Source organism: Streptosporangium nanhuense (assembly GCF_059358815.1).
The window spans coordinates 57,160-70,780 of sequence record NZ_JCADBG010000007.1; the positions used below are offsets into that span (position 1 = coordinate 57,160).

The following is a 13,621-nucleotide window of genomic DNA, read 5'->3' on the forward strand; positions in this document are numbered from 1 at the left end:
AGCCAGGACGACGGGTACCGGTCATCCACTTCGTTCCGTCTCCCGGCGGGGCCCTAATGGGATGCGTCAGCAACATCCGGCAAGGGGGGACATCATGTCTGTTTGGTTCGTCACCGGTGCGTCGCGCGGGCTGGGCCTGGAGATCGCGAAGGCCGCGCTGGAGCGCGGCGACTCGGTCGTGGCGACCGCGCGGGATCCTCGGGCGGTCGAGAAAGCGCTGCCCGGCAGGCCGGACAACCTGCTGGTGGTGCCGCTGGACGTCACCGACCGGGGGCAGGTGGAAGCGGCCGTCGAGGCGGCGGTGTCCCGGTTCGGCGGCATCGACGTCCTGGTGAACAACGCCGGGTACGGGCTGGTGGGCGCGGTCGAGGAGACCAGTGACGCCGAGGCGCGCGGTGTCTTCGACATCAACGTCTTCGGCCTGTTGACGGTCGTCCGGGCGGTCCTGCCGGTGATGCGCGCGGCCGGTCGCGGCAGGGTTCTCAACGTGAGCTCGACCGGCGGCGTGGTCGCCTGGGCCGGCTGGGGGGTCTACAGCGCGACGAAGTTCGCGGTCGAGGGCCTCACGGAGGCGCTGCGCCTGGAGCTCGTCCCGCTCGGCATCCAGGTGACCTCGGTGCAGCCCGGCCCGCTGCGCACCGATTTCCTCGGCTCGTCGTCGTTGCGGCACGTGGAGGGGGTCATCGATGACTACGCCGCCACCGGAGGGGCGTCGCGCGCCTGGGCGGGAGAGAACCACGGGGCGCAGGAGGGTGACCCGGTGAAGGCCGCGGCCGCGATCCTGACCGTTGCGGATCTCGACGAGATGCCGGCCCGGATCCCGCTGGGCACCTCGACACTGACCGACATCCGGGCCAAGCTCGCGACCGTCGGCGCGGAGCTCGAGACCTGGCGGGAACTGGCCCGCTCGACCGATCACATCGCCGGCTGAGCCGCGCGGAAGGGACCTTCGGCCAGGCGGGAGGCCCCTCGGGGAGCCATCTCCCGGGGCGCCTCGGATGTTCGGGAACCGGAGGGCGGCCGGTCCCCGCCGCCGATTCGGTCAGTGGCGGCGGGGCGTCGCGGAGGGGCGGGGGTGCTCGTATGCGGTGTCGGTGTCGGTGTTCGTCATGTTCCGGTCCCGGGGTGGAGGCGTAGGTGGCGTTGGGCGGTGGTGACGAGGCGTGTCAGGCGGGTGGTCTCCTCGGCGAGTGTCTGGTGGCCGTGGCCGGTGAGGTCGTAGTAGCGGCGGTGGCGGCCGGAGACGACCTCTTCTTTGACCACGGTCACCAGTCCGTCGCCCGCCAGTCGGTCCAGGGCGCCGTAGAGGGTGCCGGCGCCGAGGCGTATCCGTTCCTCGGACAGTTCCCGTACCGCTTTGATCACTGCGTAGCCGTGGAGCGGGCCGTGGGACAGGGCCAGCAGGATCAGGTAGCTCTGCTCGCGTAGCGCCATGCCTGATATATATCGCCGTTCGTACTATTGGTTCAAGGGCGACCCCCGCCCGTGGCCCAGAGTTTCCTCACCGATCGGTTCGGGTTGTTCGCGGCGACGCCGAGGCCGTCCAGGCTGTTGGCGGGTTTGGGCGAGGAATGTGCGAACCGCCCCGGGGTGGGGTGCCGGAGCCTTCGCCGGCTCCGGTGCGGGTCCGGTGCGGCTCGGTACGCACAGGTCCGCGCAGGTCCGCCCAGGTCGCGAAGTGGTCCGGGCGCCTCTTCGGGTGATCTTGAGGTCGCCGGCCGCCGGTTAAAACCGGATGACATCTCGTGGCGCTTGGCGGAATGCTGGGGAAGGGCGATGAGTTTTGTCGGTGGTGTCAGTCAGTCTTTGCATGACCACGACTCTTGCGAGACCCAGGGCTGGGACACCAGCCATGACCGCGTCATGTCCGACAACTTCGATTGAGGTCCCGTGCTCAGCACACAGCTCGACTCACCCGCCACTTCCGCGACCGCACCTCCAGGTCGCACCCCGGCCGTGATCCGGCTGCTGGTGCTCGCCACGTTCGTGGTCATCCTCAACGAGACGATCATGATCAACGCGATCCCGCGGCTGATGAGCGCCCTGCACATCACCGCGCAGACCGCGCAGTGGCTCTCGACCGCCTTCATGCTGACCATGGCCGCCGTCATCCCGATCACCGGATGGTTCCTGCAGCGGGTGTCCACCCGCAGCGCGTACACCACCGCGATGGGCCTGTTCCTGCTCGGCACGGCGCTGGCCGCCGTCGCGCCGTCGTTCGAGGTGTTGCTGGGAGCCCGCATCATCCAGGCGTCCGGGACGGCCGTGATGATGCCGCTGCTGATGACGACGCTCATGCAGGTGGTGCCCGAGAGCGACCGGGGCCGGGTGATGGGCACCGTCTCCCTGGCCATCTCGGTCGCGCCCGCGATGGGCCCGACGGTCTCCGGGGTGATCCTCGAATTCGGGTCCTGGCGGCTGCTGTTCGCCGTGGTGCTCCCCATCGCCGCCCTGATCACATGGGGCGGCCTGAAGCAGCTCAAGAACGTCGGAGAGCCCAGGTCCAGCACCATCGACTGGTTGAGCGTGGTGACCGCGGCCGCCGGTTTCGGCGGCCTGGTCTACGGGCTCAGCCAGTTCGAGGGCGGTGACGTCGCCTTCGCCGCCGCGATCGTGGCGGCCGGCCTGGTCGCCATCGCCGTCTTCGTCTTCCGCCAGCTGGTGTTGCAGAAGCGCGGTGTGCCGCTGCTCGACCTGCGCACCCTGCGCTACCGCACGTACACCGTCGCGCTGATCCTGATGTCGGTGGCCTTCATGGCGATGCTCGGTTCGATGGTCCTGCTGCCGCTGTACCTGCAGAACATCCGCGGGCTCAACACCCTGGAGGCTGGGCTCCTCGTGATGCCGGGCGGCCTCGCGATGGGGTTGCTCGGTCCGACGGTCGGCCGCCTGTTCGACCGGTTCGGCGGCCGGGTCCTGGTCATCCCCGGCGCGATCGGGATCGCGCTCGCGCTCGTCGGCTTCACCCAGGTCACGATGAGCATGCCGCTCTGGCAGCTCCTCGGCCTGCACACGCTGCTGATGGTGGGTCTGGCCGCGACCTTCACCCCGGTGTTCACCCTCGGGCTCGGAGCGGTTCCGCCGCCGCTCTACTCCCACGCCAGCTCGATCCTGAGCACGCTGCAGCAGGTCGCCGCGGCCGTCGGCACCGCGCTCGTGATCACCGTGATGAGCGCGCGAGCCGATGCCCTGGAGTCCGCGGGAGCCACGACGGCGTTCGCCACCCTCGACGGCATGCGGCTGGCCTTCGTCGTCGGCGCGGTGCTGTCCGTGGCCGTGATCGTCACCGCCCTGCTGCTGCCCGCCCGGGCGGCCAAGACCGACGAGATCCAGGAGACCCAGCCGGTGAAACCGGCGTGACGGACGCGTTCAGGGGATAAGCGTTCGAAGAGGGGTGACCGCCATGGGTGCCCCTCCGGCCGGTTCCGATCCTTCCCGGGGTCCGGCCGGCTACCGCCGTCCGGCCGGTTATCGCCGTCCGACGCCGTTGAGCAGCGTGTCGACGACGAGATCGGCGGCCTGAGGGGGTTCGAGCAGGGGGAACCGGTGAGCGGCGGTGTCGACGAGGTGGTCCAGCATGGCGCGGGCCCAGTCGGCGGGCAGGTCGGCGCGTAGGAGACCCTCGTCGGCCGCCCGCTGGACGAACCTGTCGAGCCGCGCGCTCTGTCGCTCTCTGCGGGCACTCGCGGCCGGGTTCGCGCGCATCATCCGGCGCACGTCCACCGGCCACTCCCGGCTGACCGGGACTATGCCCTCCACGTATCGGTGCAGGGCCACCGCGACCTGGGCCTCGACGAGCCGGGCCTCGTCCAGCACCCGCTCGGCGGAGTCGAGTTTCGCCTCGAAGATGGCCGCGAGCAGGGCCTCCTTGGTGGGAAAGCGCCGGTAGACGGTCCGCCGGTCGACCCCGGCCTCGGCCGCGATCGTGCCGATGCTCGTCGAGGGGTCCTCGGCCAGCAGGCGGGCCCCCGTGTGCAGGACCGCGGCGAGGTTGCGGGCGGCGTCAGCTCTCATGATCCCGTCAGTGTACTTGAGGTGTGACACCTGTCGGCTTGACATGCACAACTGTGAGGCGCTAAACCCTGTTAATGTCACATCGATGTGGCAGATACTCGGCAGTCATCCGTAGGAGGCACACAGTGATCAGGACCTGGCTCATCACCGGGAGTTCGCGCGGCTTCGGGCGCGAGCTCGCGGTGGCCGCGCTCGAACGCGGAAACCGGGTGGTCGCCACCGCCCGCCGGCCCGAACAGCTCGACGACCTCGTGCGCGAGTACGGCGACCTCGTGCGCGCCTTCGCCCTCGACGTCACCGACGCGGGGGCCGCGCGTGCCGCGGTAAGGCTGGCCGTCGACGAGTTCGGCGGGCTCGACGTGGTGGCGAACAACGCCGGCTACGCCAACTCCTCCCCGATCGAGGAGACCCCGGACGAGGACTTCCGCGCGCAGGTCGAGGCCAACTTCTTCGGCGTCGTCAACGTCACGAAGGCCGCCCTGCCGGTGCTGCGCGCCCGGCGTTCCGGGCACATCCTGCAGTTCTCCTCCATCGGCGGGCGCGTGGGCGGGTCCCCGGGCCTGGCCGCCTACCAGTCGGCGAAGTTCGCGGTCGAAGGCTTCTCGGAGGTGCTCAACAACGAGGTGAGGCCGCTGGGCGTCAAGGTCACCATCATCGAGCCCGGCGGGTTCCGTACCGACTGGGCCGGGTCGTCCATGCGCATCCCGGTCGTGGGGCCGGACTACGAGGAGACCGTCGGCGCCATGAACCGGCGCCGCGCGGGCTTCGACCGGACGGCACCGGGCGACCCCGCGCGAGCGGCACACGTCATTCTCGACACCGTGGACCTCGACGAGCCGCCGCTGCGTCTGCTGCTCGGGTCGGACGCGGTGGACATGGCGGAGAAGTCGTCCCGTGCCCGCGCGGCCGAGGCGGCGCGGTGGGCGGAGGTGAGCCGCTCCACGGACTTCCCGCCCGGTGAGTGACCCTTCCGTACGGCCGCCGGGCCGCGGGCCGGGAGGGCAGCGCCGCATGTCGGGGGCTCTGTCCTGTGTTCCCCGATCGGGCCGGTTCCGCCTCCGGTTTCGCGGCGTCCCCGGGTCCGGGATCCGGTGACCGGCCGCCGTCCGCCACCGGAGACACGCGGGGGCATGCAGGGGTAGGGAAGAATGTTCGCCCCGTTTTCTGGCCGGGAGACGCACGACTGTGCGAGGAGCACCGGGAAAACCCCATAATCTATGGCTTATGTCTGAACGGGGTGAAGGGCAGTCAGGGGTCGCGTCCAAGATCGGGCGGCTTGCCGCCGTCGCGGCGGCGGCGGGGTTGCTGGTCGCGGGGATCGCGTTGCCGGCGGTGGGAGGTGCGGGTCTGGGCTTCGTGTCGGCGACCAGCCAGCTGAATCTCAAACCCGCAGACCTCGTCGAACCGCCGCCCGCGGAGGTCTCGATCGTCCAGGACGTGCGCGGCAAGGAGATCGCGCGGTTCTACGAGGAGTACCGCGAGGTCGTCGACCTCGATCAGATCGCCGAGGTGATGAAGACGGCGATCATCTCGATCGAGGACTACCGGTTCTACCAGCACGGTGCGATCGACCTTGAGGGCACGATCCGCGCGTTCGCCAAGAACCTGCACGCGGGCGGGGTGAGCCAGGGGGGCTCCAGCATCACCCAGCAGTACGTCAAGCAGGTGCTGCTCAACTCCGCCGACACCGACAAGGAGAAGAACAAGGCGCTGGAGGCCAGCTACGCGCGCAAGCTCAACGAGTTGCGGCACGCGATGGCGGTGGAGGAGAAGTACACCAAGGACGAGATCTTGGGCAAGTACCTGAACATCGCCTACTTCGGCGCGAGCGCCTACGGGGTGGAGGCGGCGGCCAAGCGGTTCTTCGGGGTGAAGGCCGAGGCGCTGAGCCTGCCGCAGGCCGCGACGCTGGCGGGTGCGGTGCAGGACCCCAACGCCACCGACCCCAACCTGGGCAAGAAGCAGCGCGAGCGGTTGCTGAACCGGCGCAACGTCGTGCTGGACCGGATGGCCGAGCTGGGCAAGATCACTCCGGTTGAGGCGGCCGAGGCCAAGGCCACCAAGCTCGGCTACAAGGGCACCAGGTTTCCCGGCGGGTGTGAGTCCAGCGACTACCCCTACTTCTGCATCTACGTGCGCAACGAGATCCTGCGCAATCCCGACTTCGGTAAGACGGCCAAGGCGCGGGAGGACTTCCTCAACCGCGGCGGGCTGACGATCCGCACCACGATCAACCCGGCCATGCAGGCGGCGGCGGACAACGCGATCAAGAAGTGGGTGCACGCCTCGGACAATCCGGTGGCGGCCGAGGCCCTGGTCCAGCCGGGGACCGGGGCGATCAAGGCGATGGCGGCCAGCCGGCCGTACGGCCGGAGCAAGGCCAAGAACGAGATCTCCTACAACCTGGTGGCGGACGCCGCGCACGGCGGCGGCGTCGGGTTGCAGGCCGGCTCGACGTTCAAGACGTTCACGCTGCTGACCGCGCTGAAGCAGGGGATGAAGGTCAACGACGGACTGTCGGCCGGTGCCGGTTTCCGTGCCTCGGGATACTCGGCGTTCCAGAACTGCAAGGGCGAGAACATCGGCGACCCGAGCCACACCGTCACCAACGACGAGGGCAACCCGGGCTGGAAGACCCTGCAGACCGGCACCTGGGGTTCGGTGAACACCTTCTTCATGGCGCTGGAGCAGAAGGTCGGCCTCTGCGAGACGATCAAGACCGCCAGGTCGCTGGGCATCCACCGCTCCGACGGGCTCAAGCTCCTGGAGTTCTCGACGTTCACGCTCGGCACCAACGAGATGGACCCGGTGACGGTGGCCAACGCCTACGCCGCGATCGGCGCGCGCGGCAAGTACTGCGCGCCGATGGCGATCACCCGGATCACCGACCGCAACGGCAAGGTCACCGACTACAAGCCCAAGTGCCGCCAGGCGATCGATCCGGAGGTCGCCGACGCGGCGGCCGACGTGCTGTCCGGCGTGTTCACCAAGGGCACCATGCGGGCCGTCGGCGGCATCGGCCGTGACGCCGCGGGCAAGACCGGCACCACCGACAGCTCCGCCACCGCGTGGTTCGCCGGGTTCACCCCGGACCTGGCCGGCGCGGTCAGCATCGGCGACCCGCGCGGCTCCCAGGACTACAAGCTGAACGGCGTCACGATCGGCGGACGCTACTACGGCTCGGTCTTCGGCGCCAGCATCCCCGGCCCGATCTGGAGGGACACGATGCTCGCGGCGCTGAAGAACGTCGAGCCGACGTCGTTCACCCCGATCAACACGGAGCGGTTCGGCGGCTGCGGCCAGAGCTGCCAGCCCGCGCCGCCCCCGTCGGAGGACGAGGACGACGAGGGCGGCATCGAGATCAACGGCCCCGACGACGGCGGTTTCGGCAGGCCCGGCTGGGGCGACGGCCCCGGCGGCCGCGGCGGGAACGGCGGCGGCGGCAACGGCCGTGGCGGCCAGAACCCCTTCGGTGAGGGCGACGGCTGACGGGAGCCACAGGAGCCAGGGCGGCGTCGGTCTGAGCGGGCACGGCGGCCCCATCCCTTCCCCGGTCCGGGGGCGCCGCGCCCTCGAAGCCGTACCGCGTGAGGATGAGACGCGGTACGTGGCGGAGTGGGCCGGCGCCTGCTCGGGCTACGCGTCGAAGCGGCGGCGGGAGTCCTCGATGTGGCCGAGGTAGCGGCTGGTCCAGTCGCACATGCCGTCAACCGTCTTCCGTAACGCCTGGCCCGACTCGACGAGGGTGTACTCGACCCGTGGCGGCACGGTGGGGTGCACCTTTCGCTCGACCAGGCCGTTGCGCTCAAGCATGCGCAGGTTCTGGGTGAGCATCTTGTGGCTGATGCCCTCGATCTCGTTCCGCAACTCGCCGAAGCGCAGGGTGCGTTCCCCCAGGGTCTCGATGATCAGAAGCGCCCACTTGTTGGCGATGTCCGAGAAGATCTCCCGCGCCAGGGAGTCCGCGCGTGTCAGGTCCGCTTCCCGGCGCGAGTCGCTGAACTGCTTGGTCACCATGAGGTTCCCCAGTCACTGAAAAGTGCGTTCTTCCATGTCAGCGAACACTCTCCTATGGTTCCCAAGTAACCACAAGAGACCGGGAGCGCCTTGGATCGCTGGAAACGGTGCCCAGTGGCTTTCCCGACGAGAGAGCGGACAACATGACCATCACCCTGGTGAACCCCGCCGGACTGCCGGAGATCGACGTCTACCGGCAGGTGTCGATCGCGACCGGGTCGAAACTGGTCTTCGTCGCCGGGCAGGTCGCCTGGGATGCCGAAGGGGCCACGGTCGGCGAAGGCGACCTCGCGGCTCAGGTCGAGCGGTGCTACCTCAACGTCGGAACGGCCCTGGCCGAGGTCGGTGCCTCCTTCGACGACGTGGCGAAACTGACCGTCTACGTCGTCGACTGGGCCCCCGACAAGATGCCGCTGTTCCTGGAGGGCGTCGCTCGGGCGGCCGCGAAACTGGGGGTCACCCCGATGGCCCCGGGTACGCTGCTGGGCGTCGCTGCCCTGTCCGTACCCGAGCATCTGGTCGAGGTCGAAGCCACCGCGATCATCGACTGAACGAACATCTCTCCGTGCGAGTCGAGGGTCAGGTACGGCGTTCGGCGCGGACGGTGCGTTCGGTGCGCATCGAGAGGTCGTCGCGGCGCGGGATGCCGGCGGGGCCGTCCGTGTCGAGCAGCCGGTCGCGCTTCGCCCTCGCCGAGCGCGGCGACCGGTTCGTCATGTTGTCGGGGCCGCTCGTGTCGAGCAGTCGGTCGCGCTTCGCCCTCGCCGAGCGCGCCGAGTCCTTCGGCCACGCGCTGATGACCACCGTCGAACGACCCCCGGTCGTTGAGACCAACCGAGAAGCGGTATCCAGGCCACGCTTCTCAGCCGGTTCTCAACGGTGATGTTCTCATGCGGGTCACGTCCTGCCGGGGGTGATCCCGTACCGCCGGAGCCGTTCGGCCTCGCCGGTGCGGCCCAGCTGTCCCAGCAGGACGATCGCCCGCCACAGGGTGCCGGGGACGCCCAGTTCGGCGGCGCGGAGGTAGGCGAGGACGGCCCTGTCCGGGTGGCCGGTCTCGCACAGCAGGACGGCGGTCCAGATCAGGGCGTCGATGTCGCCCGCCTCGGTACGGGTGCCCAGCCAGGTGACGGCCTCCTCCGCCCGGCCCGTCTCGTACATCAGGTCGACGGCGTGGCCCAGGGCGACGGTGTCGCCGCTCTCGGCGCGGGCCCGGAGCCAGGTGACGGCCTCATCGGAACGGTCCAGCTGGTACAGCAGCGCGGTGAACCGCCCGAGGGCGCCGGTGTCGCCGGCCTCGGCGCGGACTCGCAGCCAGGTGATCGCCTCCTCGGCCCGCCCCGCCTCCTGGAGCAGCTCGACCGCCTTCCACAGGGAGTCGGTGTCGCCGGTCTCGGCGCGGGCCCGCAGCCAGGTGATCGCCTCCTCGGTCCGGTCCGCCCGCTGGAGCAGCTCGACCATCCGCCACACGGCGTCGGTGTCCCCGGCGTCGGCGGCGTGCCGGTATGCGGCGAGGGCCTCCTCGGTCCGGCCCGTCTCCTGGAGCAGTTCGACCATCCGCCAGCCGCCGCCGGTGTGCCCGGTCTCGATGGCGCGCCGGTACGCGGCCAGGGCCTCCTCCCGACGGCCTCTCCGGTGCAGCAGGACGGCCATCGACCAGAGCGCACCGGCGTTTCCCGCTTCGGCGGCGCGCCGGTGGGCGGCGATCGCCTCCGTGGTCCGCCCCACCGCCTCCAGGAGCCGGGGCAGCAGGGCGAGGGCGGGGCGGTCGCCGGTTTCCGCGCGGGCGTACAGCCAGGTGATCGCCTCCCCGGACCGGCCCGCCTCCCGCAGCAGCTCGACCGCCTCTTCGAGCGCGCGGTGGTCGCCGGTCTCGGCGCGGGCCCGGAGCCGGGTGATCGCCTTCTCGATCTGTCCCGTCCGCCGCAGGAGGCCGATCGATCGCCAGTAGGCGTAGGCGTCGCCGGTCTCGGCACGCGTGCTCAGCCAGGTGATCGCCTCCTCGGTCCGTCCCGCGTACTGGAGCAGCTCGGCCGTCTTCGAGATCGCGCGGTGGTCACCCCTCTCCACGCGGGGTTCCAGCCAGATGATCGCCTCCTCGATCCGCCCCGCCTCCCGCAGCACCTCGACCGCCTCCCACAGGGCACCGGCGGCGCCCGTCTCGGAACGGATCCGCAGCCAGGTGAGCGCCTCCTCCGTCCGTCCCATCTCCCGCAGCAGGGCTACGGCCTGCTTGAGGACGTGGTCGTCGCCGGTTCTCGCGGCGCGACGGCAGGCGGCGACCGCCTCCTCCCCGCGGCCGGTCCTGTACAGCAGGGACGCGAGCCACTCCGGGGCGTCGATGTTCCCGGTCTTCGCGGCGCGACGGTAGGCGGCGAGGGCCTCCCCGTGGTGTCCCGCCCTGTCGAGGAGGGCCGCGGTCCAGACGGGAAGGCCGGCGTCGCCGAACCAGTCGTGGGCCCACAGCCAGGTGATCGCCTCCTCGACCCTTCCCTCGCCCACGAGCAGGGCGATCGCCTCTTTCGGGGCGTCGGCGTTCCCCGCCTCCGCGGCGCGCCGGTAGGCGCCGATCGCCCTGTCGCGCTGTCCCGCCGCGTCGAGGACGGCGCCGCTCCAGGCGAGGACCTGGGCGTTGTCCTGCCCGCCGTGGATCCGCAGCCAGGTGAGCGCCTCCTCGGTACGTCCCGTCTCCCCGAGCAGGGCGATCGCCTGCCGCGCGGCGTCGGGGTCACCGGCCGTGGCGGCGGCCCCGTACAGCAGGAGGGCATGATGGTAGAGACCGCGGGCCCGAGCCTGGGCGGCGAGGGGCGGCCGGTCCTCGGGGTCGGCGTGGGAGACCAGCGCGTCCCACAGGGCCGCGGGGGCGGGACGCGTACGGCGCTCGGCGTGACCGAGCTGTTCCAGGCAGCCCGCCAGCCGGTAGCGGGGGTACGCGGACGGCTCGTCGCGGCGGGGGCGGACGCGCGAGAGGGCGCCGGGGGCGCCGCAGGCGTAGGCCAGGGCCTGTTCGAACCAGCCCGGGGGCAGGGAGCCGTACTCGTAGTCGGTCAGGTAGTCGAACGCGGCGGCCTTCAGGAGCGCGTGGGGAAGGGCGGGGCCGTGTCCCGCGCGCCTGGCGTCCATGGCGGCCTCGATCACGGCCCTGGCCGGGGCGGGCGCGTCGCGGTAGCGCTCCACCATGCCGGGCACGCCGGTCAGGTACTGGGCGATCCGGCCGTCGCGGGCACCGGCGTACGCGCGCTCCAGGCGCGGATCGCCGCTCGCCGCGCCGCGTACCGTCTCCATGGAGGAGCCGGTGAAACGGTCGGGGACGTGGATGGCCGCGCCGGTCACCAGCGCCCGCGCCTGGGTACGGGCGGCGGCGCTCGCGGCGGGCGGCGAGGTGAGGGCGGCCCAGTATTCGGGCCAGAGGGTGCCGAGGACCAGCACCGGGCCACGCTCGGGGTCGCTCACCAGGGCACGCAGCCCGGCGGCGACGCGCTCGCCCATGCCGTCGGCCGGGGTGAGCAGGTAGGACTGCGACCCGTCGAGCCACACGACGGTCCGTGGCGCGAGGGAGTCCAGGGCCAGGAGGATCGTCTCGGGACGGCCGGAATCGGCCGGGTGCCACAGCCGCCACCCGCGGGGCAGGAGCCGCACGGCCTCCCAGCAGGCCCGGGTCTTGCCGGTCGACGAGTCACCGACCAGCATCGCGACCGCGCTGTGCCCGGCCACGGCCCGCCGCACGACGGAGGCCAGACGGTCGTCGTGGCGACGCGGCACGTAGGCGGGCAGGTCGCTCGCTCTGCTTCCCGCCTCCGCGCCCGTGTCGCTCGCCCTGGCCCTCACTCCGGCGTCGCCCGCCCCGGGGCCCGCACCCGCGTCGATCGCCCGGTGCACCCCCAGGGAGAACGGGTCGGCCAGCGAGCGGATCGGCAGCCCGGCCGGTGAGGCCAGGCGGGCCCGCCTCCACAGCTCGCGACCCCGAACGGCGACGCCTGCGGGGTCCCGCCGGGCCAGGCGGGCCAGCACGGCGATGACGGCCATGACGTCGGCCTGACTGGTGGGCGTCTCCGCCAGGGCCAGTATCCGGCGGACGGTGTCGCGCCGGGGGGCACCGGGGCCGGGAAGGTCGACGGCGATTCTCTCGGCGATGTCGTCGAGAGTGGGGGCCCCGGCCTCAAGGTACAGCTCGTGCAGCAGGTCCTTGAGGTCACGTAGCGGTCCGGGGGGAGGCTGCGAGCGGATGAACAGTAGCGGTCGCCGTCGTACGCCGCCGCCGTTCTCATCTCCGTTGTTCATTTCCTGTCGCCACTCATCGCAACATCATCGCTCTCTATGGAGCCTACGAAAGGTGGAAATCAACGATAATAAGGTGACAAAGATGCTTCTGGCGTAAGCGTAACTCGGTATCCCGATGATGGGATGCTCGCGGAAGGACGTGCTCTGATCGTGACTATGGATGCGGAAAGTGTGCTTTCCACTGCATGAACCGATAATAGGTATTTAGACGTTTTCAATGTATGTTCAGGGGATATTTCCGGGCTTGACGAGTGATTTTGGCGGCTCCGTCGAGCGGACCGAACCGGTTGAGCGGGACGGGTGGACCGACCCATCCCCATCCCTGTCCTCTTCCCCGCGCCGCGACGCGTCGCCGCGCTCGCCGCGCTCGGCATGTAATGAAGTGGCGTCGGCCCGCGAGCCGCTGTTTGGATGCGGGTCATGACTGTTACCGAAGGCCCCGGGGCGCCGCTGAACATACTGGACCTGATCGAGCGCTACTACGACGCGGTTCCGCGACGCGAGGCCAGGGCCGAGGACCACGGACCGCTCACCCTGTTCGTACGGGAAGGCGTGGGATGGCCCTTCTACGCGCGCCCGACTCACGGGTGGTCCGGGCCGGTGCGGGCCGAGGACGTGGTCCGGGTCCGCGAGCGGCAGCGCGAGCTCGGGATCCCGGAGAGTTTCGAGTGGGTGGCCGAGACCACCCCCGCACTCCGCGCCGCGGTCGAGGAAGCGGGGCTCGCGGTCCACGAGCACCCGCTGATGGTGCTCGGAACGGACGCCGCGTCGGTCGTGCCCGAGGAGGCGCCCACCTACCCGGCGGTGCGGGTCCTTGGGGCGGACGACCCGGTGCTGCCCTCCGCGCTGGTGGTTCCCCACCTCGCCTTCGCCGAGCCCGGCACCCGCGTCGGCGCGGCGGACACGGCGGACCTGGCGGAGGCGATCCTGGCCCGTACCGGTGACGGCTCCCTGGAGAGCGGCACCGCACGCATCCGGGCGGGGCTGACGGTGATCGCCGCTGCCGTCGAGGACGGTACGGCGCTGTGCGCGGGCCAGCACAACCAGGTCGGGGAGGTGAGCGAGATCGTCGGGGTCGGCACGCTGCCCGCCGCCCGCCGACGCGGCCTCGCTCTCGCGGTCACCGCGGCCCTGGTCGCCGACGCCCGCTCCCGGGGAGTGAAGACCGTCTTCCTGTCGGCGGGAGACGAGGACGTCGCCCGGATCTACGGCCGGCTCGGTTTCCGTCACGCGGGCACGGCACTGATCGCCGAGCCCGCCGGATAGCGCTCCGGCGCGGCACCGACCACCGAGCCCGCCGGGCGGAGGC

The 13,621-nt window shown here is 71.0% G+C and carries 11 protein-coding genes; 6 read left to right on the forward strand and 5 right to left on the reverse strand.

Annotated elements, in window-relative coordinates:
- Window positions 1-94 precede the first annotated feature (94 nt).
- Complete coding sequence (locus tag AC5L38_RS15450; protein ID WP_495243479.1) at window positions 95-931, forward strand: oxidoreductase; 837 nt, start codon at window positions 95-97, stop codon at window positions 929-931.
- A gap of 176 nt (window positions 932-1,107) precedes the next feature.
- On the opposite strand, the gene AC5L38_RS15455 is transcribed toward AC5L38_RS15450, so the two are convergent.
- The gene (locus tag AC5L38_RS15455; RefSeq protein ID WP_495243480.1) at window positions 1,108-1,434 is read right to left on the reverse strand and encodes a PadR family transcriptional regulator; all 327 of its coding nucleotides are present in this window, start codon (window positions 1,432-1,434) and stop codon (window positions 1,108-1,110) included.
- 456 nt (window positions 1,435-1,890) lie between these two features.
- Between AC5L38_RS15455 and AC5L38_RS15460 the strand changes: the two genes are divergently transcribed.
- Window positions 1,891-3,360, forward strand: a complete 1,470-nt coding sequence (locus AC5L38_RS15460; protein WP_495243481.1) for an MDR family MFS transporter — start codon at window positions 1,891-1,893, stop codon at window positions 3,358-3,360.
- Between the two features lie 108 nt (window positions 3,361-3,468).
- Here the strand turns inward: AC5L38_RS15460 and AC5L38_RS15465 are convergent, their stop codons facing one another.
- A complete protein-coding gene (locus AC5L38_RS15465; protein ID WP_495243482.1) occupies window positions 3,469-4,014 on the reverse strand; it encodes a TetR/AcrR family transcriptional regulator in 546 nt (181 codons plus the stop codon).
- Window positions 4,015-4,139: 125 nt separating this feature from the next.
- Between AC5L38_RS15465 and AC5L38_RS15470 the strand changes: the two genes are divergently transcribed.
- Together AC5L38_RS15470 and AC5L38_RS15475 are read left to right on the forward strand one after the other, a co-directional pair.
- Window positions 4,140-4,979: an oxidoreductase gene (locus tag AC5L38_RS15470; protein ID WP_495243483.1), complete on the forward strand. Its 840-nt coding sequence runs from the start codon at window positions 4,140-4,142 to the stop codon at window positions 4,977-4,979.
- A 259-nt stretch (window positions 4,980-5,238) separates the two neighbouring features.
- Complete coding sequence (locus tag AC5L38_RS15475; RefSeq protein ID WP_495243484.1) at window positions 5,239-7,503, forward strand: transglycosylase domain-containing protein; 2,265 nt, start codon at window positions 5,239-5,241, stop codon at window positions 7,501-7,503.
- Between the two features lie 147 nt (window positions 7,504-7,650).
- Here AC5L38_RS15475 and AC5L38_RS15480 read toward each other — a convergent pair whose 3' ends face one another.
- Window positions 7,651-8,031, reverse strand: a complete 381-nt coding sequence (locus AC5L38_RS15480) for a winged helix-turn-helix transcriptional regulator (RefSeq protein WP_495243485.1) — start codon at window positions 8,029-8,031, stop codon at window positions 7,651-7,653.
- A 143-nt stretch (window positions 8,032-8,174) separates the two neighbouring features.
- Between AC5L38_RS15480 and AC5L38_RS15485 the strand changes: the two genes are divergently transcribed.
- On the forward strand, window positions 8,175-8,582 hold the full coding sequence (locus tag AC5L38_RS15485) for a RidA family protein (RefSeq protein WP_495243486.1): 408 nt from the start codon (window positions 8,175-8,177) through the stop codon (window positions 8,580-8,582).
- A 28-nt stretch (window positions 8,583-8,610) separates the two neighbouring features.
- Here the strand turns inward: AC5L38_RS15485 and AC5L38_RS15490 are convergent, their stop codons facing one another.
- Complete coding sequence (locus AC5L38_RS15490) at window positions 8,611-8,835, reverse strand: hypothetical protein (protein WP_495243487.1); 225 nt, start codon at window positions 8,833-8,835, stop codon at window positions 8,611-8,613.
- Between the two features lie 93 nt (window positions 8,836-8,928).
- Complete coding sequence (locus AC5L38_RS15495; protein ID WP_495243488.1) at window positions 8,929-12,312, reverse strand: hypothetical protein; 3,384 nt, start codon at window positions 12,310-12,312, stop codon at window positions 8,929-8,931.
- Window positions 12,313-12,732: 420 nt separating this feature from the next.
- Here AC5L38_RS15495 and AC5L38_RS15500 point away from each other — a divergent pair, with 420 nt between their 5' ends.
- Entirely contained in the window at window positions 12,733-13,578 is an 846-nt protein-coding gene (locus AC5L38_RS15500; protein WP_495243489.1) for a GNAT family N-acetyltransferase, read from the forward strand.
- The last annotated feature ends 43 nt before the right edge of the window (window positions 13,579-13,621 follow it).

Bases quoted from the DNA above. Each gene is read 5' to 3' on its own strand.
- AC5L38_RS15475 (WP_495243484.1), top strand. From the start codon at position 5,239: ATGTCTGAACGGGGTGAAGGGCAGTCAGGGGTCGCGTCCAAGATCGGG.
- AC5L38_RS15495 (WP_495243488.1), bottom strand. From the start codon at position 12,312: ATGAACAACGGAGATGAGAACGGCGGCGGCGTACGACGGCGACCGCTA.
- AC5L38_RS15450 (WP_495243479.1), top strand. From the start codon at position 95: ATGTCTGTTTGGTTCGTCACCGGTGCGTCGCGCGGGCTGGGCCTGGAG.
- AC5L38_RS15455 (WP_495243480.1), bottom strand. From the start codon at position 1,434: ATGGCGCTACGCGAGCAGAGCTACCTGATCCTGCTGGCCCTGTCCCAC.
- AC5L38_RS15465 (WP_495243482.1), bottom strand. From the start codon at position 4,014: ATGAGAGCTGACGCCGCCCGCAACCTCGCCGCGGTCCTGCACACGGGG.
- AC5L38_RS15500 (WP_495243489.1), top strand. From the start codon at position 12,733: ATGACTGTTACCGAAGGCCCCGGGGCGCCGCTGAACATACTGGACCTG.
- AC5L38_RS15480 (WP_495243485.1), bottom strand. From the start codon at position 8,031: ATGGTGACCAAGCAGTTCAGCGACTCGCGCCGGGAAGCGGACCTGACA.
- AC5L38_RS15485 (WP_495243486.1), top strand. From the start codon at position 8,175: ATGACCATCACCCTGGTGAACCCCGCCGGACTGCCGGAGATCGACGTC.